Genomic DNA, 22,691 nt, shown 5'->3' on the forward strand with positions numbered 1-22,691 from the left:
CTCCCACAGTTGTTTTGTACGCAGCAACTTTCAGGGTTTACGTTCGATAATGGTTCGCGCGGGCTCATTGCGACAAATCAGTTGATCCCGGTAATGGTCACAAATCGCTTTCAGCACATCAGCCGCGCAGGCCCCGCTTATCCTTCTATCAATGGCAAAACTCGCCACGTCTCCTTTCAGTTGAATATCCACCCCTGACACTGTCTCCAGTCGCTGTTTGATCTCCCCAAGCGTCCAGGGCTTATCCTTGAAAATAATACTGTCGGCCGGATAGTGGTTATTCAGCCACCCATAGATGCCGCCCAATACAGCGAAGCAAGTCAGCAGGCACAGCAGGGAAGGCGGCAACTTCAAGTGGACTTTGGCATAGATGATTTCCGTGAGCGCTTGCCAGAGTTTCAGGTGAAAGGACAAACCAAGGCCCACAAGCAGCAAGATCGCGGCAGCGATCATCGCCACCATCAAACCCGTCCGGTCAAGGTCCGATAATTCTGCGCCCAGGCGCGGAATCCCAGATAGAAAGGCATGGTATTTACCTTTTATGGGGTGGGGGAAAACGTGGTGATTCGAGCGTAGCGGGCAGTTGTGATTTTTTTTCTTTCGGGTCTGGAATTCGCATATCGCTAGGCGTAATTACGGCAACTCTTCCCATTTGACGTGCGTCAAACCGGACTTTTCAGCGTGTCCGCGCAGTTGCGCACCATTTTGCTGAGCCACGTCTTCCCCATACAAAAGGCCCACGCCCGCGTGCAGACACGCGTAGTACCACGCATCTTCATCGGTCATGTGTACGTCCGGCTGGACGAACATTCGGCGCGAGCCATTCAAACAGTAAGTGATTTCAAAATGCCGAGAGCGCATCAGCCATTTCTCCAGGTGATGCGGCTCCGACATTAGTGGCTTAGTGCCAGTTCCCTTTCTTTTTCGGGCTTCTTCCCGTTTCTGCCAAACGCGGAGGTTTTTTGTTCTGAAAATAAACATTCCCGTCGTCATTGCCTAAGCTTCATCTACCGCCTCCATGCCCGAGTCATCCTGAGGTGCAACATGAACCGAAAGACGCTGTACTGCTTGGTCATCGCCATTGCCTTGGGCGGTTGCGCCTCCAAGCCAGAACCCGTCATCAAGCCCGTCACCCCGACAGCCGTGGCACTTGACGATGCTCAGATCCACAGCACGCTGATCGGCCACAAACTGAACAATATCGGCAAGGCCGGATTGCCCTATTCATTGAGCTTCAATGCAGATGGCACCGAAATTTTTGCGCTTGAGGGATATCCTCCAGAAACAGAACGCTGGACAACCAAGGACGGCGTGATTTGTTTTACATCCCCCAAAATCCGCAAAGAGTGCTATCGACTGATGAAGGACAATGACGATTACTGGCTGGTGTATCCGGTTTCCGGAAAGGTGCACTATCACTACACCTTGACGCCCCAGTAGTTGAATTTCGGTTAAAGGATAAGAACGCTGGATGATTGATGGCGTATGGGCTCTATTGCCAGCGGTCATCACTCGGTAGGCCACGGGTGCCGGTCGAGTGTTTCGCCGCTACAATGCGTGCCTCGACCGTGACAAACCAGATAAAAAAACATGTCTCTACCTAAACATCACCTGGAGCTGCTCAGTCCCGCCCGTGACGTGAGCATCGCCCGCGAAGCCATCCTGCATGGTGCCGACGCCGTGTATATCGGTGGCCCAAGCTTCGGCGCCCGCCACAACGCCTGCAATGAGGTGAGTGAAATCGCCGGGCTGGTGGAATTCGCCCGTCGCTACCACGCCCGGGTGTTCACCACCCTCAACACGATCCTGCATGACAATGAACTGGAGCCGGCCCGCAAGCTGATCCACGAACTGTACGATGCCGGTGTCGATGCGTTGATCGTCCAGGACCTGGGCGTGATGGAGCTGGATATCCCGCCGATCGAGCTGCACGCCAGCACCCAGACCGACATCCGCACCCTGGCGCGAGCCAAGTTCCTTGACCAGGCGGGCTTCTCCCAACTGGTACTCGCCCGCGAGCTTAACCTGCAAGAGATTCGCGCCATCGCCGACGAGACCGACGCGGCGATCGAGTTCTTCATTCATGGCGCGCTGTGCGTGGCGTTCTCCGGCCAGTGCAATATTTCCCACGCACAGAACGGCCGTAGTGCCAACCGTGGCGACTGCTCCCAGGCCTGCCGTTTGCCGTACACCCTCAAGGACGACCAGGGCCGCGTCGTTGCCTATGAAAAACACCTGCTGTCGATGAAGGACAACAACCAGAGCGCCAACATCCGCGCGTTGGTGGAAGCCGGCGTTCGCTCGTTCAAGATCGAAGGGCGCTACAAGGACATGGGGTATGTGAAGAACATCACGGCCTACTACCGCCAGCGCCTGGACGATGTTCTCGAAGACCGCCCGGACCTGGCCCGCGCTTCCAGTGGCCGCACGGCGCACTTCTTCGTGCCCGACCCGGACAAGACCTTCCACCGTGGCAGCACCGACTACTTCGTCAGCGAGCGCAAGATCGACATCGGCGCCTTCGATTCACCGACCTTCACCGGCTTGCCGGTGGGCGTGGTGGAGAAGGTTGGCAAGCGCGACTTGCAGGTGGTGACCTTCGAACCGTTGTCCAACGGCGATGGCCTCAATGTGCAGATCAAGCGCGAGGTGGTGGGATTCCGCGCCAATATCGCGGAGCCCAGGGGAGAGTTCGACGAAGAGGGCCAGAAGCGCTATCGCTACCGCGTCGAGCCCAACGAGATGCCGGAAGGCATGTACAAGCTGCGGCCCAACCATCCACTGAGCCGCAACCTGGACCATAACTGGCAGCAAGCCTTGCAGAAGACGTCTGCCGAACGTCGTATCGGCCTGACCTGGGTCGCACGGCTGGACGAACAGCGCCTGCAACTCACCGCCACCAGCGAGGAGGGCGTCAGCGCCAGCGTTTCCCTGGACGGCCCGTTCGGTCTGGCCAACAAGCCGGAGCAGGCCCTGGAGCAACTGCGTGACCTGCTCGGTCAACTGGGCACCACCGACTACCACGCCACCGCCATTGAACTGGATGCGCCCCAGGCGTTTTTTGTCCCCAATTCGCAGCTCAAGGCCTTGCGCCGCGAAGTGATCGAAGCATTGACCGCGGCCCGCCTGCTGGCCCACCCACGGGGAGGCCGCAAGGACGAAACCAACCCGCCGCCGGTGTACCCGGAATCGCACCTGTCGTTCCTGGCCAACGTCTACAACCAGAAGGCCCGCGACTTCTATCACCGACATGGCGTGAAGCTGATCGACGCGGCCTTCGAGGCCCACGAGGAAACCGGCGAAGTGCCGGTGATGATCACCAAGCACTGCCTGCGTTTCTCCTTCAACCTTTGCCCCAAGCAAGCCAAAGGCGTCACCGGTGTGCGCACCAAGGTCGCGCCAATGCAACTGGTGCACGGTGACGAGGTGCTGACGCTGAAGTTCGACTGTAAGCCTTGCGAGATGCACGTCATCGGCAAGATCAAGGGACACATCCTCGATCTGCCGCAACCGGGCAGCGTCATGGAACCGATCGTCGGTCACATCAGCCCCGAAGACCTGCTCAAGACCATCCCTCGCGCGCCCCACTGAGCGTGACAGGCGAGCGTGCAGTTGTCCTGTTGCGCTCGCCTGATCGACCCGATTGCGTGTATGGCAGGCCAGAATCTAAATACGAAACTGGCCAACCAGACGACCCAGTCGACTCCCCAGATCCGTGAGACTTCTGGAGGTTTGTGCGCCATTCTTGGCGTCCCCGGCGACTACGTCAGCCGCCTGTGAGATGTGACTCATACTGCGGTTTACTTCTTCGGCCACGGCGTTTTGCTCTTCGGACGCGCTGGCGATCTGAGCGTTCATGTCATTGATGGTGTCGATCAGTTGGCTGATGGCGTCCAGCGACATTCCCGCCCGGTTTGCCAGCTCCCCCGTTGTCCGGCCTGTTTCGCTGGAGCGGCCCATTGTGATCATGGCGCCTTGAGTACCTTTTTGCAGCAGGCTGATCATCCCATGGATTTCCTGAGTGCTTTTCTGCGTACGGCTGGCCAGGGCCCTGACTTCGTCAGCGACCACCGCAAAACCACGACCCGCATCGCCGGCCCGCGCTGCTTCAATGGCGGCGTTCAAAGCCAATAGATTGGTTTGCTCCGCGATAGAACGAATGACGTCAACGACACCGGCTATCGACTGCACATCCTTGTTCAGGCTGTCCAGGGACGCGCTGCTTTGGCCGATTTCCTCAATCAACGAATGAATGCTTTCGATGCTCCTGTTGACGACATCCCTTGCCTGCCCACCCACATCGCTGGTTTCCCGTGCTGCGAGCGAAGCACTTTGGGCACTGACGGAAACCTGATGCGCAGCCGTGGACATTTCATGTATGGCTGTCGCCACATGATCGGTCTCCTGGCGCTGACGATCCATGGCCTGCTCTGACCGTTGTGCCTGGGCCGACATCTCTTCGACCAGTGCAGTCAATTGCCCGGTCATCTCAGCGATCTGACGTACAAGGCTATGAATTTTTTCCACAAACAAGTTGAACGAGTGAGCCAAATCGCCCAGCTCATCGTTGCTCGAAACGGGCAAGCGGTGTGTGAGGTCGCCATCTCCAGCGGCGATGTCGTCCAGTTTCTTCTTGATGGCCAGCACAGGTCTCACAATGCTGTTGCCTAGCCAAATGCCAATCAGCGCCACGAATAGCAGCACGCAAACGGCAAGGAAAAGGATGTACGTGGTGTGTTGGCCGATTCGCTTATAACGCTCGCTGGCGATGGCCTGCACCTGAACCTCAAGATCGTCCAGGTTCACCTGGGTACCCACGATCAGGTCCCATTTATCCAGGTAAACGGTGTAGCCGAGCTTGGGTGTAGGTTTCGGGCTGCTGGGTGTTTGCCATTGATAGCGGAAAAAATGAGTGCCCGTCCTGGCCGCTTCAACCAGCCCCCGAATGACGTATACGCCGTCGGCATCTTTGCTATCGACAAAGCTCTTGCCGATATCGGTGTTCAGATTGACGGAGAACACGCGAACAGACGAAGAGTCGTAGCCGTAAAAGTAGTTTTGTTTATCAAAACTCAGCGTACGCAGAATCTTGACGGCCTGATCCCGAGCGTTGGAATCCCCATATCCGGAAGCGTCGTAGATCGGCTGAATCGATGCCTGGGCAATTTCCATATAGTGCTTGAGCGAAGTTTTTCGCTCATTGATCAAGAGGTCGCGCGTCTGCTCGACTTCTTCGGATGCCAGCTTTTGCAAAACCCAAAAGGTGATACCGCTGATCACTGCAGCCAGCAAAAGGCCAGGGATGATCGTCAGAAGAATGATTTTGCTGCGAAGACTTAGCATCACGATGAGTTTCACCTCACTCAAGAGATTTTATTGTTTTCCACCCCTTTTTATTTCGGCCAAGGCTGGCTAAACGTCGCGTAAAAGGCGGGGGTGTTTTTGGGTTGAAGCCGTTGGGTCTGGAGAGACTGAAAGGTCTCCCGTCGTCAAAAAATTATTAATGATCGATCGATCAATAGTAGTCTACGCTCATCCCGAACGGCTTGTCGATGGTCGGTAAACGGCGGTGGAAGAACCTGTCGTGTCATTGACCCAAGAGGAAACGTTGACCAGGCCCGGGGTCTTTTGCGCTTGACGCAACATGACGTTGCGTCCTGCCCATATTCTCTGGAGGGGGAGTGCCGCCTATTTTGTTGACCTGACAAACATCAATGCGAGTGATCTCTCCTTGGAGAGTCACCGCTGTCGAATCTCAGGAGTTTATGGAATGGGCGCTTCTACAAGTAGTACAGCAACGACGATACAAAAAACTTCAATGACCAGAGGGCTGGTGCTTCTGTTCGCGTTTTGTTGCGGAGCCATCGTGGCCAACATCTATTACGCACAACCGATCATCAGCTTGATCGCCCCGGATATCGGCATGTCGAATGGCAGCGCGAGCTTTATTGTTTCGCTGACTCAGATTGGCTATGCACTCGGATTGTTTTTCCTGGTGCCCTTGGCGGACCTGGTAGAAAACCGCCGACTGATGATCGCGACGATCGTGATTACGATCTTCAGCCTGGTCGCCGCCGGTCTGGCCAAGCAGCCGAGCGTGTTTCTTGTCGTCTCGGCACTCATCGGTTTCAGCTCGGTCTCCGTGCAAATGCTTATCCCGTTGGCTGCGCATCTGGCTCCGGAAGAATCTCGCGGCCGGGTGGTTGGCGGGATCATGGGGGGCTTGCTGCTGGGGATTCTGCTTGCGCGGCCGCTGTCGAGCCTGGTGGCTGATCATTTCGGCTGGCGAGCCGTGTTTATCGGGGCGGCTGCCTTGATGCTCATCATCTCCATCGTGATCGCCATGACCATGCCCAAGTGGCAGCCGGCCCATCGGGCGTCGTACGGTCAACTGCTGATGTCCCTTGGGCAACTGTTTTGCCGCGAGCCGGTATTGCGTCAGCGTGCGCTTTATCAGGGGCTGATGTTTGCGGCGTTCAGTTTGTTCTGGACTGCGGTGCCGCTGGTATTGAGCCGTGAGTTTGGCCTCACGCAAAGTCAGATCGCGATGTTCTCCCTGGTTGGCGCCATCGGTGCAGTCGCCGCGCCTATAAGCGGTCGACTCGCTGATGCCGGACACACTCGACGTGCCTCACAGTTGGCCATGGTGTTGGGCGTTGTGAGCTTCCTACCGGCCTTCATCAATCCCCTTTACGGTGTGATTGGTTTGGCGGTTACCGGTATCGCGCTGGATTTTGCGGTGCAGATGAACATGGTGCTGGGCCAACGAGCCGTCTACGCCCTGGGCACGGCGAACAGAGGTCGTCTGAATGCGTTGTACATGATCAGTATCTTCATTGGCGGCGCAATCGGTTCCTCGGTGGCCAGTTCGCTTTATGAACACGCCAGCTGGTTGGCTGTTGCAGCGGTGGGTAGCGCTTTGTCACTGATCGCTCTGGTCGCCTTTTCGATGGTTTCTCGTCGAGCCGGGCAGGCTCAATAAGACTCCGCAGCAGTCAAGGAGCGTCATGGACAAGTTGCTCGCGCTGAAGATGTTCGTCCAGGCTGTGGACTCGAAGGGCTTTTCTTCTGCCGCTCGGCAGTTGGGCCTGGCGACGTCTTCCGTGACCCGGATGATCGATGGGCTGGAGGCGGAACTGGGGGCGGTTTTGCTTAACCGCTCCACGCGTCAGATATCGTTGTCAGATGCCGGGGCCGCTTACTACTTGAAAGCGCGGGAGGTATTGAGCGCAGTAGCCGAAGCGGATGCTTCAGTCACTGACCGTGGGGAAGTGCCCGCAGGGCATCTTCGTATTTCCGTCCCGGTGGCGTTTGGACGTCGTCTGATTGCGCCTCATATCGCCTCGTTTTTGAAGCGTTACCCGCAACTCGTGCTGGACATGACGCTGTCTGACGACATTGTCGAATTGCTGGGCGAGCGCGTCGATCTGTCGATCCGATTGGGCTCGGCAGCAGCGATGGATGGTGTCGTCAGTCGTCCCGTCGGCCATTTCAGACGTCGGGTGGTTGCCAATGCTGAGTACCTGAAGACCCGTGGCTTCCCTGAACATCCCATGGACCTCTTGCGGCATGAATGCATGCGCTTCAGTTACGGCCCAAAGCAACAGGTCTGGACTTTCCTGAACGACGGTGAAGAGACTCGGGTACCCGTGGAGGGGCGCTTTAAAAGCAACAATGCGGAGGTTTTGCGGGAGGTCGCGCTGGCGGGCGGCGGGGTGGCTTTGTTACCTGACTGGCTCGTCGATGATGATATTGGGGGTGGTCAATTGACGTCGTTGTTCGAGTCATTTGTTGTCAATCCGAACGATGCGAGTTCGGCCATCTCTGCGCTGTATCTCCCCAATCATCGTGGCTCCCGGCGCGTCAATGCGTTTATCGATTTCATCAGCGAATTGCTGGGGCCTGAAGGCTTGTCGCAGAGCTGATTGCGCCTGATAAATCGGGTTCATAGCCAGCGCATTCTTTTGTTTTGTATGATGCCTCGATGAAGCTCTAGTGAGGCGTTATGCAAGACTCAAAAAATGTGGACGAGAAAGAGCCTGGAAAATCAGCCGACTCCGAAGGCCTCGTCAAGTCGACGACTCGACGCCTTTCGCCAGAGGTCAGGGAAAAGCAGATTGTGCAGAAAGCCATCGAGCATTTTGCAACGTGCGGATTCTCGGGGAGTACCCGTGAGCTGGCGCGACAACTTGACGTTACCCAACCCTTGCTCTATCGATATTTTCCTAGCAAAGAGGCCTTGATAGACCGTGTCTACGAGGAGGTCTATCAGTGGGATACCGAGTGGGAGGCGATCATCAAGGATCGTTCGGAACCCCTGCAGCCTCGCCTGGTTCGTTTCTATACTTCATACGCAAGCGTGATTCTGCGGCGAGAATGGATTCGTATCTTCGTATTCGCCGGGCTGACACGTGAAGGCATCAACGATCGGTATCTGGCTAAATTGCGTGAGCGCGTCTTCATTCCTGTCATTGCAGAAATTCGCCATGCTCATGGATTGGCGCCGTCCTCAGGTGAAACGATCAATGAAAAAGAGCTTGAGCTGATCTGGAGTTTGCATGCCAGCATTTTCTATATCGGCGTGCGCAAATGGATTTACGATCTTCCAGTGACTGAGGACATTGATGCGCAGATCGAGCAGATGGTCGATGCGTTCCTTAACGGCAGTCCCCACGTCCTGCAGCAACTCGATAACGACCTCGGCGAGAATTGATCGGCTTCGATCCGAATGAATTGTTCCCCTTTTCCTGCCCCCTGATCTCCTGCTTCGACCCTCTTTTTTGTCGACCACTCATCACCTGTTTCAGCCTTCAGCTGAGCGGGTGGTGAGGGTCGTTATCGCGTCTGTTTGCCTTGCAAAAGCCCTTTCCCAACGCCTGAAGCGTGTTCTCTTTCAGCGACGCCGCGACGTCGTTCCGGTCAGTCCTGCGAAAATTTGATCCTCCAGCTATTGCCTTCAATTTCGTCAGGTCGTATTGTTTATCAAGTGATAAATAAATACAAAAACAGTTGGAGGCACCATGCACGTCCTGAAGCTCGCTCATTACTCGATCCGGTCGTTCGACCTGGAGAGGTCCAGTCGATTCTATGAAAGGGTGCTCGGTTTCAAGCCTGGCTACCGGCCGCCGTTCGATTTTCCTGGCGTCTGGTTGTACATGGGAGGGGATGAGGAAGACTTTGGCACCGTCCACATCATCGGGATTGATCCCTCCAACCCCGAAGGTCTGAAGAAGTACCTCGGTGACAAGGACATCCCGCTGACCGGCACTGGGACCGTCGACCACATTGCGTTTCTGGTAACCGGCCTGGTTGAGTTCTGGAACGTCTTCAAGACCGAGGGCATTGCCTGGCGTGATCGCACCGTTCCGAGCCTCGGCCTGCATCAGGTGTTCATCGAAGACCCGTCTGGCGTCACCATCGAGCTCAACTTCCCGGCCTCCGAAATTGAAGCAGTCGGTTCTTACACCGCCCATGCGGCAGCGACTGCGGGAGTACGCTCATGATCGATTCATTGAACAAACCCCGCGCCATTGTCGTGGGCGGCTCGCTGGGTGGTCTGTTTGCAGCCAATATGCTGTTGCGCAAAGGTTGGGATGTCGAGGTCTTCGAACGCGTTCCGGATGAGCTTGCCGGGCGTGGCGCAGGCATCGTTACACACCCTGAATTGTTTGAAGCGATGGCCGCAGCGGGAATTCCCCTCGATGCATCCGTAGGTATCGATGTGCGTTCACGGGTCACGCTGGCCCAGGACGGTGATGTCGTACTTGAGAACGTGCTCCCACAGACGTTGACCGCCTGGGGGAAGATGTATCAGGTGCTTCGCGCCGCATTTCCGGACTCGCTGTATCGCTGCGGTGGTAGCGTCGTCTCCGTTGAAAGCACTGAAACTCATGCCAGCGTCACATTGGCTGATGGTACGACTCACCAGGCAGACGTCGTTATCGCGGCGGATGGATTTCGTTCGACGATTCGCCAGCATTTTTTACCTGACGTGCACCTGCAATATGCCGGCTATATCGCCTGGCGTGGGTTAGTGGATGAAAGTGTCCTGTCTGACTCTGCCCACGCAGCCCTGTTCGATAAATTCGCGTTTTGTTTGCCTCCGCACGAACAGATCCTGGGGTATCCCGTTGCCGGGCATTCCAACAGCACCCGTGTCGGGGAGCGTCGTTACAACTTTGTGTGGTACCGCACCAGCGACAATGACGATTTGCGCGATTTGCTGAGGGATGAAAGCGGCAAGCAATTTGAAGGCGGTATCCCTCCGGCGCTGATACGCCGTGACGTGCTCGACACTATGTACGAATCCGCAGAGACCTTACTTGCCCCGCAGTTTGCGGAAGTCGTAAAGAAAGCGGCTCAGCCGTTATTCCAGCCGATTTACGATCTGGAAGTACCGAAAATGAATTTCGGACGTGTCGCTTTACTGGGCGACGCGGCATTTGTGGCGCGTCCCCATTGCGGGATGGGTGTTACCAAGGCGGCCGGTGATGCCTTGGCAATCGTCGAAGCACTTGAGCGACATGCATCCGTGGAAGAGGCATTGGCGGACTACAGCGAGCAACGCTGTCGTTTCGGGGCATCGATTGTTCAACATGCCAGGCATCTTGGTGCCTACATGCAGGCGCAACTGAAGAGTGAAGAAGAGCGCGAAATGGCTGAGTTATACCGGACTCCAGAAGCCGTGATGCGTGAGACCGCAGTGCCGGTGAAGTTTTAATTCAGCCACACGTCCTTTGCAGGAGACAACCATGGAACATGCATATCCGCGAGACGGTGGCCCGGCCATGTCCGCTAATCAGGTTGATGACACACTTCAAAACCCGATTCTCGAAAATCCGCAGTTTCGTGCGCTGGTAAAGCAGCGACGAATATTTTCGTGGAGCATGACGGCGCTTATGCTGGCGGTCTATTTCGGCTTCATTCTTTCTCTGGCCTTTATACCTGCCCGTTTGGGTACACCTATCGTCGAAGGGCAACCGATGACCTGGGGTGTGCCGATTGGCTTTGGAATGCTCGCCTTCACGATTGTTCTTGTTGCTGTCTATGTATGGCGCACTAACACCTGCTACGACCCTGAAATAAAAACAATCATCAGGAGCTTCAACAAATGAAGCGTCTACTCATTGCAATCTCCGCCGTCCTTGCTTCGGTAGCGGTCTATGCGGCCGATGTCCCTGCCGCCGCACAAAAACATAATCCGATTGCCATCGGCATGTTTTTAGCGTTTGTCATTTTCACTCTGTTTGTCACGCGATGGGCTGCACGTAAAAACAATAGCGTTGCCGATCACTATGCAGCAGGTGGGAAAATTACCGGCTTCCAAAATGGTTGGGCAATCGCTGGAGACTACATGTCTGCGGCGTCTTTGCTGGGCATCTCCGCGTTGGTTTTTACCAGTGGTTTTGATGGACTGATCTACTCGATCGGGTTCCTTGCCAGCTGGCCGATCATTCTGTTCCTGATTGCAGAGCCATTGCGAAACCTGGGGCGTTACACCCTGGCGGACGTACTGTCCTATCGGCTGAAACAACGACCCATACGTGCTTTTTCGGCGTCCAGTTCGATCGTTATCGTTCTGCTTTACCTGGTTTCTCAGCTGGTAGGCGCCGGAAAACTGGTGGAGTTACTGTTCGGCTTCGATTACACCGCGGCAGTACTTCTCGTGGGTACGCTGATGGTTATCTATGTGTTCTTTGGCGGGATGCTGGCGACCACCTGGATTCAGATCATCAAGGCAGTCTTGCTGCTGACCGGCTGTGTCTTCATGGCGTTCATGGTGTTATCCGAATTCGGATTCAGCCTGAACCAGCTGTTCACGCAAGCGACTGAGGTTCATCCCTCCCATGTAGCAATCATGAGCCCAGGCGGTCTGATTACCGACCCGGTGTCTGCCATTTCCCTGGGACTGGCATTAGTCTTCGGCACGGCAGGTCTTCCACACATTCTCATGCGGTTCTTCACCGTCGGTAACGTCAAGGCTGCGCGCCAAAGTATTCTTTATGCCACGGGTCTTGTCGGCATAGGGTACGCACTGATCGTCATTATCGGCTTCGGCACCATCGCCCTGGTTGCCAGTAATCCTGCCTATCACGATGCATCAGGCGCAATAGTGGGCGGCGTGAATATGGTTGCGATACACCTCGCACACAACGTCGGCGGAAATGTCTTCCTGGGGTTCATGTGTGCAGTATCGTTCTCGACGATATTGGCAGTCGTGGCGGGGTTGACCCTTGCCGGCTCTTCTGCGGTTTCTCATGATCTCTATGCGCATGCCTTGCGCCGTGGCACCGCCACTGACCGTGAAGAAATGCGTGTCTCTCGTGTGACAACCATCGTTTTAGGGGTGTTGTCGATTCTCCTGGCGATTGCTTTTGAAAAACAGAACATCGCCTTTATTGTGAGCCTGACGTTCTCCATCGCCGCCAGTTCCAATTTCCCAGTGCTGTTGTTGTCGATTTACTGGAAGGGCCTGACGACACGCGGCGCTGTGATTGGCGGATCGCTGGGGCTGGTATCGGCAATCACCCTGTGCATTCTCAGTCCGACGGTTTGGGTCAAGATCCTGCATCATCAGCAAGCCTGGTTCCCGTATGAATACCCGGCCCTGTTCTCAATGGCTGTCGCATTTATCGGCATTTTCTGGTTCTCCATCACCGATCGTTCCGCCAGTGCTGTCAGTGAGCGCAATCGATTTGAAAATCAGTTGGTGGATTCTGAATTGGGTACGCCGGCGACATGGAAGGCGCAGTTGAACGCTGATTAATTCGGGTTATTAACATTCACATTAAATAGTTGCTGCATGAACGTGCAGGACTTGTGAATAACTACGCCTGAAAAACACTGAAAAGTTTGTACAAAAACAATAAATCTCAACTTGGGTGCGAACCAATGAAGTGTACTTTGACTGTTGCAGCAGCCCTGTGTGTATTGGCGCAGCAAGCCCATGCGGCGGGCTTCATCGAAGATAGTAAAGCTGCGCTCAAACTGCGTAACTTCTATATCAATAGCGATTACCGAGACTCAGCAACACCCGCTCAGAAAGCAGCCAACCAGAGTTATCAAGCGGAGTGGGGCCAGGCCTTTCAGCTCGAATTCATCTCGGGTTACACCCCGGGGCCGGTAGGTTTCGGAGTGGATGCGCTGGGCATGTTGGGCGTCAAGCTGGATTCAAGCGCCGGCAAGCATGGCAATCCGATGGGCACGAACTACGGTGGCATCGTGTTTCCGAGTGACGGCGATCATGCGGTTGACGATGTCTCCAACCTGGGCCTGACCGGTAAAATGAAAATATCCAAGACCGAGCTGAAGCTTGGAACGCTGGTGCCGAAACTGCCGGTGATCTTCAGCAATGACGGACGTTTGTTGCCGCAAACCTGGCAAGGGACCCAAGTGACTTCGGCCGATATCAAAGACCTGACCTTGGTGGGCGGGCAAATTGATAAGGTGAAGGGGCGCAACTCCAGTAACAACGAAAACATGTCCATCGCCGGTGCTAATAATGCTGTTACCGGTCGTTTCAGTAATAAGTTCATCTACGCAGGTGGCGATTACAAACTGACTAAAGATCTGACCTTGCAGTACTATTACGGCAATCTGGAAGATTTTTACACGCAGAACTTTCTCGGGCTCATTCACAACTGGGCGATAGGTCCTGGCGTACTGACCAGTGATCTTCGCTACTTTAATAGTAAAAGTGATGGTGCAAACGGCCATGATCCTGCGTATTTCACGACAGGTTACTACGGCGGTAATACCTTGAAGGGTGAAGTCGACAATAATTTGTACAGTGGGTTATTTACCTATGCGGTTGCGGGTCACACCTTTGGCGCAGGTTATGAAGTAAGTAATGGTAAAAGTGACTTTCCGTATTTAAACCAGGGTGACGGCCCGACCACCTATACCATCACGGAGATGCAGGTTCAGAAATTCGTACGTGCAGGCGAGAGGTCATGGCAAGCCCGTTACTCTTATGACTTTGCAACACTGGGCTTGCCAGGTGCGACGGCGGGTGTTGTGTATGTTAAAGGCGATGGTATCGATACCGTTGCCTCCAGCAATTCCAGTGAATGGGAGCGTGATATTACGCTGGCCTACGTCGTGCAATCGGGCCCCCTCAAAGGTTTGGGTGTCATGTGGAAAAATGCAATGGTGCGAAACAATATCCCGAACACCCGCCAGCAAGATGAGAACCGCGTGATTATAAATTACCAATTGGCATTGTTTTAATGAATCAGGTTGCTCACTTCAGAGCGGTGATGTCCGGAACTTTAAAACTCGGCGGGCCCGTGCGGTTTATGGCTGGCTGCCGCAACTGACAGGCAGCACTTTAACGAGTGTTGCGTGTACATGTCGTTCTCTTCCAACGGCGTGTTTTATTGAAGAGCAACATTTCCCTTGATGGGGGTAGGGCGGAGCAAGTGATCCTTGACCGCCCTTTTTTTATTCTGAAGCTGGATAGATCATGATCCCAGTGCATCCTGCCAGCCACGTCGCGCCAGCGGCAGATCCAGCAAGCGCTTGCCGGTGGCATCACTGATTGCATTGCCCAACGCCGCAGCCATGGGACCCTGGACGATTTCCGCAGCACCAAGAAAAGGCTGGTTCGGCTGATCAATCATGTGGACCTCGACCCGTTGCGGCAACTCGGGGAAACGCATGATCGGATAACCGCTCCAGTCGAAGCTGTGCATGCCAGTGGCGTCATAGAGGATGCTTTCATAGAGCGTCCAGCTGGCGGACTGCACGATGCCGCCCTGGATCTGATTGAGCAGCCCATCGGGGCTGACAATTTGCCCCACATCGACGGCGGTGACGACGCGATCAATCGTTATCTGCCCGGTCTGGCGCTGCACATGCAACTGCACGGCGATCGCACAGTAGCCCATGATGTTTTTATAGCGGGCGAAGGCGAAGCCGATCCCGCTGCCGGGGCCGGTTGCTTTTTGCGGCCAGCGGAACTCACTTGCCACGCGCTCCACCACCGCGCGAGCTCGCGGATCGGTCAAGTGATTCAAACGAAACTGCACCGGATCCACGCTGGCCTGCGCCGCCAGTTCATCGACGGTGCTCTCGATGGCGAACACGTTGATATGGGCACCGAGCGAACGCATGGCCGAGGTCCTGAATGGCATGGTCAGAACGAAGTTCAGATCGACCTTCAGGTTGGGTATCTCATACAACGGAACCGCGTTACGGTCGCCGTCGCCCTCGGGTTGGGCAATCGGGATCGAAGGGGCAGGGGTGAAGGGGCTTGCCAGGAGCCAGGCCGGCAACAGGCGCCCGGCATTGACGATGCGCTCGTTGTGCGGAGTACTCCAGAGTTCGTATTTCCAGTCACGAAGGCGTCCGCTGTCATCCAGTCCTGCTTCCACGTTGGCAAGCATCGCCGAGCTGTAGGGCTCCCAGAGATTTTCCTGTTCGCGCATCCATTGCACCCGAATCGGCTTGCCCGGTAGGGCCATGGCGATCAGCGCAGCATCGGCGGCGGCGTCATCCGCGCCGTTGTGGCCATAGCAACCGGAGCCTTCGGTGTGGATGCAACGCACCTGAGTCGCTGGCAAGCCGACCATTTCGGCGATGCCCGCGCGCAAAGGATAGACACCTTGAGTGTGGGTCCAGACGGTCAGTGTTCCGTCCTTGAACCAGGCCACCGCGCAGGACGGCCCGATTGAACCGTGCATCAGGTACTGTTTGGTGACCCGTGCCTTGTAGGCGTGCGGTGCAGGTTGAGCGAGGTTTCCTTTGGCAATCACCGGGTAGCGCCGTGCAGGCAACTCGGTGAGGAGTTGATGGATGTGTGTCGAGTCGGGCAGCGGATTCCCTTCTGTCCAGCGGGCACTGGCGTAGCCCTCGCGCATGGCTTTGACCGCCAGCCATTCATCCGTGGCGACTACGGCGAGGTAACTGCCGTTGCGGACCAGTTTCACCACGCCGGGGAGTTGCTTGACGGCGGCCTCGTCGATGTCCAGCAACTGGCTGCCGCGCCGGGGTGGACGTATCACACGGGCATGCAGCATATCCGGCAGGCGCATGTCCTGCACATACGCCGCACCGCCGCTGACCTTGGCGGGAATGTCCAGCCGAGGCAGTGACGTGCCTATGAGGGTGAAGCTGTCGGCTGGCTTGAAGGGGGAGTTGGCCGATGCAAAGCGATGCAGTTGAACCCCGACAACCGCTTGCACATAGGTCATGCTGCGGCCTTGCGCATCGTAGATCACGGCGTCCCGCGTGCTCAGGCTATCGACTTTCTGTTGCCATTGTCGTGCCGCAGATTCGAGTAATAGCTGACGTACCTGGGCCGCGGCATTGAACAACGCAGTGCCGCTGTCGACCATCGTATGGCTGCCGGCGGTATAGCCTTCATTGGGCGTCAGCGCGGTGTCTGCAGTGAGAAAACGGATGAGCCCGGGCGACACTTCCAGGCGCTCGGCAGCGATCTGCAGCAGCGCAGTTTTGACGCCGGTGCCCAGCTCCACTTTGCCGGTGTAGACCGTGATGCCATCTTTCGCGTCAATGCGGATCCAGGCGTCCAGATAGGGCGTGGCCCGCAGGCTGCCCGGCAGGTCAGGCGCCAGGATTTGCGTGCCCAAGGTGTCCACTTCGGTGTCAGCGAAGGCGCGCGGAATACCGGGAAGCATCGCGAACCCCATCACCAATGCTCCGTTTATCACGAAGGCGCGGCGGCTCAGATTGACGTCTTGCTTTAAGGTTTTCATACCTTGGTTCCCTGCTCGATGAACGACTTGATCGCGGCGAGGATCCGCACATGGGTGCCGCAGCGGCACAAGTTGGGCGCCATGTGGCGACGGATCGTTTCGTCGTCCGGCTGAGGGTTGGTCTCTAACAAAGCCTGTGCCCGTACAATCATCCCCGCGATGCAATAACCGCACTGGGCTGCCTGGACGTCGATAAACGCTTTTTGCAACGGTCCCGGTTGTTCGGCGCTGCCCAGACTCTCCACGGTACGCACTGATTTTCCCGCCAGCGCACCGCACGGTGTCAGGCATGAAAAAACCGGTTTGTCGTTCACCAAGACCGTGCATGCGCCGCATTGACCCAAGCCGCAGCCGTATTTAGCGCCATTGAGCCCCACCTGGTTGCGCAAGGCATACAGCAGCGGCATGTCTTCCGGGATGTCCAGTTCATGAGTCTTGCCGTTGATGTCGAGTGTGATCACGGTTGCTGCTCCTGTGCCCGAATGCTCTTGATAGTGTTCTCCAAGTCCTTCCAGGGCCTGGTCGCGCAGCTCTCGTTGCGCAGATACCGGGCAATTGCAGCCACGTCGGCATCGTCCAGGCTATGGGCGAAGGCCGGCATGTAGTGGCTCGCAGCGGCGGTGGACATCGGAATGCCTTGCAGGATGGTCTGGATCAAATTGCGTGGCGATTCGGCCGTCACTGCCGAAGTGCTGGCCAGAGCAGGTCTTGATTCAATGACACGCATCGGTGCGGCACTGCCGTGGCAGCTTGCACAGGCACCTTCGAACAACGAGGCGCCGGCAAGTGCGACGGCATCGGGCTTGGGCTCAGAGATGCAAGGCGGCAATGGCGCCTCCGAAGAGGTTTTTTTCAGGTCGAGAATGTACTGCGCAATGGCATGGGCATCTTCTGCTGGCATCTGCGCGATGCTCAGGCTGACCGGTAACATCGGGCCTGCCGCTGCGCCATGTCCTTCGGCGACCTCGCCCGTCAGGTAGGCGACCAACTGGTCTTCATTCCAGGGATGTTCCGCCGTGGCCATTCCGCGCAGGGCAGGGGCCGTCCAGCCATCAACGACACCACCGTTGAACAGCTCGCTGCTTTTCTCCCCGCCAATCAGATTCAGCGGCGAATGGCAGGACGAGCAGTGCCCGGCGCCTTCGACCAGATAGCGTCCACGGTTCCAGAGCGCTGAGCGGTCTGGCAGTGGTTGCAGCGGCTCACCATGCAGGAACAACAGGTTCCAGAAAGACACCAGCGGACGGAAGTTCATGGGGAAAATCATGTGGTTTTCAGGGGCGGTGTATTTCACCGGATCCACGCTCATCAGGAAGGCGTAGGCATCCGCGATATCGGCATTGCTCATCTTTCGGTAATGCACATAGGGAAAGGCCGGATAGAGAAAATGGCCGTCGCGCGCGATGCCTTCGCGCATAGCCCGCTCAAAGGCGTCCAGCGACCACTCGCCGATACCGGTTTCCCGGTCCGGGGTGATGTTGGTGGTGAAGAGTGTTCCGAAGGGCGTTATCAGCGGCAAACCACCCGCCATGTAAGCACCCCCTGGTCGCGTGTGGCAGACCGCGCAGTCTCCCGCTTCGACAACGCGTCGGCCCCTGTCCATGGATTCGCGGCCTGCACTCTGATGCTGACTGGCGACGGGAATTTCCGGCCTCCACATCATCCAGAAGGCGAACCCTGTCCCCACGATGCCGATTGCCAGAATGGCACCGATGATCGTCTTGCGCTTCATCGCCTTACCTCGCCTGAGTTAACGACAGATTTTTCAATCCGCCGCTTGCGATTGGCCTACGGCGACTTCTGAAGGGTGAGCTTAGAGAGGGCGGTTGTGATGGAGTACCCCACCAAGGCGCAACGCTACATTGCGCCAGGCGCAACGACGGCAGAATTAACAACAGTTAACTCGCGCAGTCCCAGTCGATGTCCAAAGATAGGTCCTCAAGGAGCGTATCGATGACATTGAAGGAGGTTCATGGACAAGCTGCTCGCGCTGAAAATGTTCGTCCAGTCGGTCGACTCCAAGGGCTTTTCGTCTGCCGCCAGACAACTCAATCTGGCCACCTCTTCAGTGACCCGAATGATCGACAGGCTTGAGGATGACCTCGGTGCCGTGCTGCTTAATCGTACTACCCGGCAAGTCACGTTGACTGATGTCGGTGGTGCTTACTACCTGAAAACCCGGGATATCCTGAACGCCATGGCGGACGCTGACGAGTCGGTGTCGGATCGGGGAGAAGTCCCGGCAGGCGAGTTGCGTATTTCAGTGCCCGTGGCGTTTGGACACCGCCTCATCGCCCCCCACATCTGCGCGCTTTTAGAGCGTTTCCCTATGCTCATCCTGGACATGACACTGTCCGACGACATCGTCGATTTGCTCGCCGAACGCATCGATCTATCGATCCGGTTGGGGTCGCCAGCGGCAATGGAAGCGGTGGTCAGTCGCCGCATCGGCAGCTTTCGACGCCGGGTCGTTGCCAGCGCGGAGTACCTGAATGCGCGAGGATTTCCCGCCCAGCCCATGGGCCTTATGCAACACGACTGCATGTGCTTCAGCTATGGCACGTCGCAACAGGTCTGGACATTTGCCGATAAGGGTCAAGAGACCCGTGTCCCCGTCGATGGGCAATTCAAGAGCAATAATGCCGAGATCTTGCGTGAAGTCGTGCTGGCCGGCAGCGGGGTGGCGCTGTTGCCGGATTGGCTGGTCGACGATGACATTGACAGCGGTCGCCTGACCGCCTTGTTTGACGCATTTGTCGTCAATCCGAACAGTTCGAGTTCGGCGATCTCCGCTCTGTACCTGCCCAATCATCGCGGATCGAAACGTATCAATACGTTCATTGATTTCCTGACCGAATTACTCGGTTCAGACAGCCTTCCCGTGGGGTGATCTCCCCACCTTTGCGTTTTGCGAAACGCTGCGTTGTGCAGCCGATGGATTCTCTGACGGGGTCCGGGCACCTACCTTGGGGGTGTGAAAACATTCAACCATGGAGACCCTCATGAGTGTGCACCCATCCACTATTCACGTGACTTACGACTTCATCTGCCCTTGGTGCTGGATCGGTGAAGAGCATCTGGAACGCGCACTGGCCGCTTCGAATTTTTCAACGGATCGCCAGGTTGTTTTCCTGCCTTATCAGTTGAATCCGGACATGCCTGTTCAGGGCATGGATCGTAAAACCTATCGCTCTGGCAAATTCGGTAGCTGGGCGCGTAGCCAGGCCATGGATGCTCAGGTTACCCACGCCGGCAGGGCTGTCGGTCATGAATTCGATTATGAGCAAATCGAAAAAACCCCCAATACCCTGGCGGGCCATCGCCTGGTATGGCGAGAACAACAGGCGGGCCGAGACGCTTCTTTGCTGGTCAAGGCCATTTTCAAGGCGTACTTCGGCGAAGGGCGGGACATCGGCGACCTCAATGTGCTCGCGGACATCGCTGCCGAAGCAGGGCTGGACCGCGAAGCAGTTGTCGACTTTCTCAACACCGATGAAGGCACTGCTGAAGTGTTGAAACTTGAAGCCATGACCAGGGCATCCGGTGTGCGCTCGGTTCCGAGTATTCAGATCGCAGGCGACACGATCAGTGGCGCTCAGCCCGTCGAAGTAATGATCCAGATACTGAGACGAAACCAGGCGGCTTGAGCCGTTTTTTTCAATCCATAGCCATTCAGGAATTCATCATGACCCATCACTTGTTCAGCCCCATCAAACTCGGCCAACTCTCCCTCGATCACCGCGTCGCCATGGCGCCGCTGACGCGCTCCCGGGCGGGCCAGCCTGGCAACGTACCGACCTCGATGAACGTCGAGTACTACCGTCAGCGGGCCAGCGCGGCGTTGATCATTACCGAGGCTACCCAGATTTCGCAGCAGGGCCAGGGGTACGCCTGGACGCCCGGCATTCATAGCGCCGAGCAGATTCAGGGCTGGAAAGCGGTCAGCGAAGCCGTGCACGCAGAAGGCGGTCGCATTTTCCTGCAGCTCTGGCATGTGGGGAGGGTGTCGCACCCGGTGTTTCAACCCAACGGCGGCTTGCCGGTGGCACCGACCGCGCAGCCGGTGCCGGGCAAGACGTTCATCCTGAATGAAAAGGGCGAGGGGGTTTGGGGTGATGTACCTATTCCCCAGGAACTTGATATTCCGGGCATCGAAGCGATCGTTGCCGATTACCGCAAGGCGGCTCGCAATGCGCTTCTGGCCGGTATGGACGGTGTGGAAATCCATGCAGGTAACGGCTACTTGCTCGATCAATTCATCAACAGCGCCAGCAATCAGCGCAGTGATCGCTACGGTGGAAGCATCGAAAACCGTGCGCGGCTTTTGCTTGAAGTGGTGGAGGCCGTGACCGAAGAAGTCGGTGCCGAACGCGTCGCCGTTCGCCTGACACCGATGGGGCGCTTCATGGGGATGGACGATGACACCCCGGAACAGACCTTCGGCTACATTGCCTCCCGACTCAACCACTGGAATCTCGCCTACCTGCACTTGGTAGAACCGATGATGGTCGGCACCGTGCTCGACGAAAGTAACGATCCACGCTGGGACGCCATCATCAAACAGCTACGCACTGACTTCCACGGCGTACTGATGCTGGCGGGTGGTTACACCGGCGAAACGGCCGAACAGGCCATCGCACAGGGGCGTGCCGACCTGATCGCTTTTGGTCGCCCGTTCATTGCCAACCCCGACTTGCCGGCGCGCCTGCGTGGCCGTAACGAACTCAACCTGGCGGACGGCAGCAGTTTTTTTGGCGGCGACGCCAAGGGCTACATCGACTATCCGGTGTTGGCATAACGCAACGTGGGAATCACCAGGCTACGAGGAGAAAGGTAATGAAGAGTGCAGACGTTCCGAAGGCCCTGGTCATTGGTGGTTCCCTGGGAGGGCTGTTCGCCGCCACGGCGTTGCGTGCGATTGGCTGGCACGTCGATATTTTCGAGCGTTCCCCCGCGGCGATGGACAGCCGTGGCGGAGGCATTGTCCTGCAAGCGGATGTCTTGCAGCATTTTCGCTATTCGGACATCAAACATACCCATGCGCTCGGGGTCCGGTCCCATGATCGCCTGTATCTGGATCGGGCCGGCACCGTCGTGCACAAGGAGTCGATGCCGCAAACCCAGACGTCCTGGAACACGCTGTACAGCGCATTGTTCTCTGCGTTCCCTGCCGAGCACTATCACCGGGGTAAAACGCTGGTTGATCTGGTTCAAAACGAGCAACGCGTGACCGCGATGTTTGAAGATGGCAGCAGTGCCGAGGGCGACGTGTTGATCGGCGCCGATGGGGCAGGGTCGACTGTGCGAAGTCTGGTGTTGCCGGGGGCCGGGTATTCCTATTCAGGCTATGTGGTCTGGCGTGGATTAGTCGATGAAGACGGACTTCCAGACTTCGCCAAGGCACAAATCTACGAGGACTTTGTGTTTCAGCAGGACCCCGAATCGTTGATGCTGGAATACATGGTGCCGGGCCTGAACGGCTCGGTTGATCCCGGCGAGCGACGGTTCAACTGGCTCTGGTATTTGAAGGCTGCGCAGGGCGCAGAATTAGACGCTGTGCTCACCGATAACAAGGGCCATCGGCGTAGCCACTCCATTCCTCCGGGCGCCTTGGCAATGGAGCAGGAGGCTTACATCAGGAAAATGGGTGAGCAGCAGGCGAATCCGGCGTTTCGTGAACTGATTCGCCAGACCAAGGATATTTTCGTGCAGGCAATCCTTGATCTCAACGTCCCTCGAATGGTGTTTGGCCGCGTGCTGTTGACGGGTGACGCTGCTTTTGTGCCGCGCCCTCACACGGCCGGAAGCACGGCCAAGGCGGCCCGCAATGCACTGGCCCTGGCTCAAGCGATCGACGACATAGGCGACATCGACAGAGCCCTTCTGGCCTGGCAGCAACTGCAACTGGCAGAAGGCAAACGCATGGGAGACTGGGGTGTGAGCATGGGCAACCGGATCATGGGCATCAGCTGA

The 22,691-nt window shown here is 56.7% G+C and carries 20 protein-coding genes; 14 read left to right on the top strand and 6 right to left on the bottom strand.

The window, feature by feature from the left end:
* Window positions 1–30 precede the first annotated feature (30 nt).
* Window positions 31–462, bottom strand: coding sequence for a hypothetical protein (locus ACM6I5_RS08535; protein ID WP_414883584.1), 432 nt, complete (start codon window positions 460–462; stop codon window positions 31–33).
* A 171-nt stretch (window positions 463–633) separates the two neighbouring features.
* The gene (locus ACM6I5_RS08540) at window positions 634–993 is read right to left on the bottom strand and encodes a DUF6555 family protein (RefSeq protein WP_338012303.1); all 360 of its coding nucleotides are present in this window, start codon (window positions 991–993) and stop codon (window positions 634–636) included.
* Window positions 994–1,044: 51 nt separating this feature from the next.
* Between ACM6I5_RS08540 and ACM6I5_RS08545 the strand changes: the two genes are divergently transcribed.
* Window positions 1,045–1,440 carry a hypothetical protein gene (locus ACM6I5_RS08545; protein ID WP_017339260.1) on the top strand — a complete coding sequence of 132 codons (396 nt, stop codon included), beginning with the start codon at window positions 1,045–1,047 and terminating at the stop codon, window positions 1,438–1,440.
* 150 nt (window positions 1,441–1,590) lie between these two features.
* Window positions 1,591–3,591: a peptidase U32 family protein gene (locus ACM6I5_RS08550; RefSeq protein ID WP_414883585.1), complete on the top strand. Its 2,001-nt coding sequence runs from the start codon at window positions 1,591–1,593 to the stop codon at window positions 3,589–3,591.
* 75 nt (window positions 3,592–3,666) lie between these two features.
* Here ACM6I5_RS08550 and ACM6I5_RS08555 read toward each other — a convergent pair whose 3' ends face one another.
* The gene (locus ACM6I5_RS08555; protein ID WP_414883947.1) at window positions 3,667–5,346 is read right to left on the bottom strand and encodes a methyl-accepting chemotaxis protein; all 1,680 of its coding nucleotides are present in this window, start codon (window positions 5,344–5,346) and stop codon (window positions 3,667–3,669) included.
* Between the two features lie 424 nt (window positions 5,347–5,770).
* Here ACM6I5_RS08555 and ACM6I5_RS08560 point away from each other — a divergent pair, with 424 nt between their 5' ends.
* The 8 genes from ACM6I5_RS08560 to ACM6I5_RS08595 all read left to right on the top strand — a co-directional run bounded on the left by ACM6I5_RS08560 (window position 5,771) and on the right by ACM6I5_RS08595 (window position 14,229).
* Entirely contained in the window at window positions 5,771–6,982 is a 1,212-nt protein-coding gene (locus tag ACM6I5_RS08560; protein WP_031318982.1) for an MFS transporter, read from the top strand.
* Between the two features lie 25 nt (window positions 6,983–7,007).
* Window positions 7,008–7,925, top strand: a complete 918-nt coding sequence (locus ACM6I5_RS08565; protein ID WP_414883586.1) for a LysR substrate-binding domain-containing protein — start codon at window positions 7,008–7,010, stop codon at window positions 7,923–7,925.
* A gap of 80 nt (window positions 7,926–8,005) precedes the next feature.
* Window positions 8,006–8,713, top strand: coding sequence for a TetR/AcrR family transcriptional regulator (locus ACM6I5_RS08570; RefSeq protein WP_017339255.1), 708 nt, complete (start codon window positions 8,006–8,008; stop codon window positions 8,711–8,713).
* Window positions 8,714–9,020: 307 nt separating this feature from the next.
* Complete coding sequence (locus ACM6I5_RS08575; RefSeq protein ID WP_414879809.1) at window positions 9,021–9,503, top strand: VOC family protein; 483 nt, start codon at window positions 9,021–9,023, stop codon at window positions 9,501–9,503.
* A complete protein-coding gene (locus ACM6I5_RS08580) occupies window positions 9,500–10,720 on the top strand; it encodes an FAD binding domain-containing protein (RefSeq protein WP_414879808.1) in 1,221 nt (406 codons plus the stop codon). Before ACM6I5_RS08575 ends, ACM6I5_RS08580 begins: the two co-directional genes overlap by 4 nt.
* A gap of 31 nt (window positions 10,721–10,751) precedes the next feature.
* Window positions 10,752–11,114 carry a DUF485 domain-containing protein gene (locus ACM6I5_RS08585; protein WP_017339252.1) on the top strand — a complete coding sequence of 121 codons (363 nt, stop codon included), beginning with the start codon at window positions 10,752–10,754 and terminating at the stop codon, window positions 11,112–11,114.
* A complete protein-coding gene (locus tag ACM6I5_RS08590) occupies window positions 11,111–12,766 on the top strand; it encodes a cation acetate symporter (protein WP_017339251.1) in 1,656 nt (551 codons plus the stop codon). Before ACM6I5_RS08585 ends, ACM6I5_RS08590 begins: the two co-directional genes overlap by 4 nt.
* A gap of 125 nt (window positions 12,767–12,891) precedes the next feature.
* Window positions 12,892–14,229 carry an OprD family porin gene (locus tag ACM6I5_RS08595; protein WP_414883587.1) on the top strand — a complete coding sequence of 446 codons (1,338 nt, stop codon included), beginning with the start codon at window positions 12,892–12,894 and terminating at the stop codon, window positions 14,227–14,229.
* 233 nt (window positions 14,230–14,462) lie between these two features.
* Here ACM6I5_RS08595 and ACM6I5_RS08600 read toward each other — a convergent pair whose 3' ends face one another.
* Genes ACM6I5_RS08600 through ACM6I5_RS08610 form a run of 3 tightly spaced genes read right to left on the bottom strand, consistent with a single transcriptional unit; the run spans window position 14,463 to window position 18,450 of the window.
* Window positions 14,463–16,718, bottom strand: a complete 2,256-nt coding sequence (locus ACM6I5_RS08600) for a molybdopterin cofactor-binding domain-containing protein (protein ID WP_414883588.1) — start codon at window positions 16,716–16,718, stop codon at window positions 14,463–14,465.
* Window positions 16,715–17,179 (bottom strand): (2Fe-2S)-binding protein, encoded by a 465-nt coding sequence (locus tag ACM6I5_RS08605; RefSeq protein WP_414883589.1) that lies wholly within the window; start codon window positions 17,177–17,179, stop codon window positions 16,715–16,717. Before ACM6I5_RS08605 ends, ACM6I5_RS08600 begins: the two co-directional genes overlap by 4 nt.
* Complete coding sequence (locus ACM6I5_RS08610; protein ID WP_414883590.1) at window positions 17,176–18,450, bottom strand: c-type cytochrome; 1,275 nt, start codon at window positions 18,448–18,450, stop codon at window positions 17,176–17,178. Before ACM6I5_RS08610 ends, ACM6I5_RS08605 begins: the two co-directional genes overlap by 4 nt.
* Before the next feature lie 240 nt (window positions 18,451–18,690).
* Here ACM6I5_RS08610 and ACM6I5_RS08615 point away from each other — a divergent pair, with 240 nt between their 5' ends.
* The 4 genes from ACM6I5_RS08615 (at window position 18,691) to ACM6I5_RS08630 (ending at window position 22,691) form a co-directional block, all read left to right on the top strand.
* On the top strand, window positions 18,691–19,608 hold the full coding sequence (locus tag ACM6I5_RS08615) for a LysR family transcriptional regulator (protein WP_414883591.1): 918 nt from the start codon (window positions 18,691–18,693) through the stop codon (window positions 19,606–19,608).
* Window positions 19,609–19,720: 112 nt separating this feature from the next.
* The gene (locus ACM6I5_RS08620) at window positions 19,721–20,365 is read left to right on the top strand and encodes a DsbA family oxidoreductase (protein WP_414883592.1); all 645 of its coding nucleotides are present in this window, start codon (window positions 19,721–19,723) and stop codon (window positions 20,363–20,365) included.
* Window positions 20,366–20,403: 38 nt separating this feature from the next.
* Complete coding sequence (locus tag ACM6I5_RS08625; protein ID WP_414879801.1) at window positions 20,404–21,516, top strand: alkene reductase; 1,113 nt, start codon at window positions 20,404–20,406, stop codon at window positions 21,514–21,516.
* 38 nt (window positions 21,517–21,554) lie between these two features.
* Window positions 21,555–22,691 carry an FAD binding domain-containing protein gene (locus tag ACM6I5_RS08630; RefSeq protein WP_414883593.1) on the top strand — a complete coding sequence of 379 codons (1,137 nt, stop codon included), beginning with the start codon at window positions 21,555–21,557 and terminating at the stop codon, window positions 22,689–22,691.

The organism is Pseudomonas sp. IT-P171 (genome assembly GCF_949767765.1).
GTDB lineage: Bacteria > Pseudomonadota > Gammaproteobacteria > Pseudomonadales > Pseudomonadaceae > Aquipseudomonas > Aquipseudomonas fluorescens_B.

Excerpts from the sequence above, each read along its gene's own strand:
- ACM6I5_RS08535 (WP_414883584.1), bottom strand. The coding sequence starts at position 462 with ATGGTGGCGATGATCGCTGCCGCGATCTTGCTGCTTGTGGGCCTTGGT.
- ACM6I5_RS08540 (WP_338012303.1), bottom strand. The coding sequence starts at position 993 with ATGACGACGGGAATGTTTATTTTCAGAACAAAAAACCTCCGCGTTTGG.
- ACM6I5_RS08545 (WP_017339260.1), top strand. The coding sequence starts at position 1,045 with ATGAACCGAAAGACGCTGTACTGCTTGGTCATCGCCATTGCCTTGGGC.
- ACM6I5_RS08550 (WP_414883585.1), top strand. The coding sequence starts at position 1,591 with ATGTCTCTACCTAAACATCACCTGGAGCTGCTCAGTCCCGCCCGTGAC.
- ACM6I5_RS08560 (WP_031318982.1), top strand. The coding sequence starts at position 5,771 with ATGGGCGCTTCTACAAGTAGTACAGCAACGACGATACAAAAAACTTCA.
- ACM6I5_RS08565 (WP_414883586.1), top strand. The coding sequence starts at position 7,008 with ATGGACAAGTTGCTCGCGCTGAAGATGTTCGTCCAGGCTGTGGACTCG.
- ACM6I5_RS08570 (WP_017339255.1), top strand. The coding sequence starts at position 8,006 with ATGCAAGACTCAAAAAATGTGGACGAGAAAGAGCCTGGAAAATCAGCC.
- ACM6I5_RS08575 (WP_414879809.1), top strand. The coding sequence starts at position 9,021 with ATGCACGTCCTGAAGCTCGCTCATTACTCGATCCGGTCGTTCGACCTG.
- ACM6I5_RS08580 (WP_414879808.1), top strand. The coding sequence starts at position 9,500 with ATGATCGATTCATTGAACAAACCCCGCGCCATTGTCGTGGGCGGCTCG.
- ACM6I5_RS08585 (WP_017339252.1), top strand. The coding sequence starts at position 10,752 with ATGGAACATGCATATCCGCGAGACGGTGGCCCGGCCATGTCCGCTAAT.
- ACM6I5_RS08590 (WP_017339251.1), top strand. The coding sequence starts at position 11,111 with ATGAAGCGTCTACTCATTGCAATCTCCGCCGTCCTTGCTTCGGTAGCG.
- ACM6I5_RS08595 (WP_414883587.1), top strand. The coding sequence starts at position 12,892 with ATGAAGTGTACTTTGACTGTTGCAGCAGCCCTGTGTGTATTGGCGCAG.
- ACM6I5_RS08600 (WP_414883588.1), bottom strand. The coding sequence starts at position 16,718 with ATGAAAACCTTAAAGCAAGACGTCAATCTGAGCCGCCGCGCCTTCGTG.
- ACM6I5_RS08610 (WP_414883590.1), bottom strand. The coding sequence starts at position 18,450 with ATGAAGCGCAAGACGATCATCGGTGCCATTCTGGCAATCGGCATCGTG.
- ACM6I5_RS08615 (WP_414883591.1), top strand. The coding sequence starts at position 18,691 with ATGGACAAGCTGCTCGCGCTGAAAATGTTCGTCCAGTCGGTCGACTCC.
- ACM6I5_RS08620 (WP_414883592.1), top strand. The coding sequence starts at position 19,721 with ATGAGTGTGCACCCATCCACTATTCACGTGACTTACGACTTCATCTGC.
- ACM6I5_RS08625 (WP_414879801.1), top strand. The coding sequence starts at position 20,404 with ATGACCCATCACTTGTTCAGCCCCATCAAACTCGGCCAACTCTCCCTC.
- ACM6I5_RS08630 (WP_414883593.1), top strand. The coding sequence starts at position 21,555 with ATGAAGAGTGCAGACGTTCCGAAGGCCCTGGTCATTGGTGGTTCCCTG.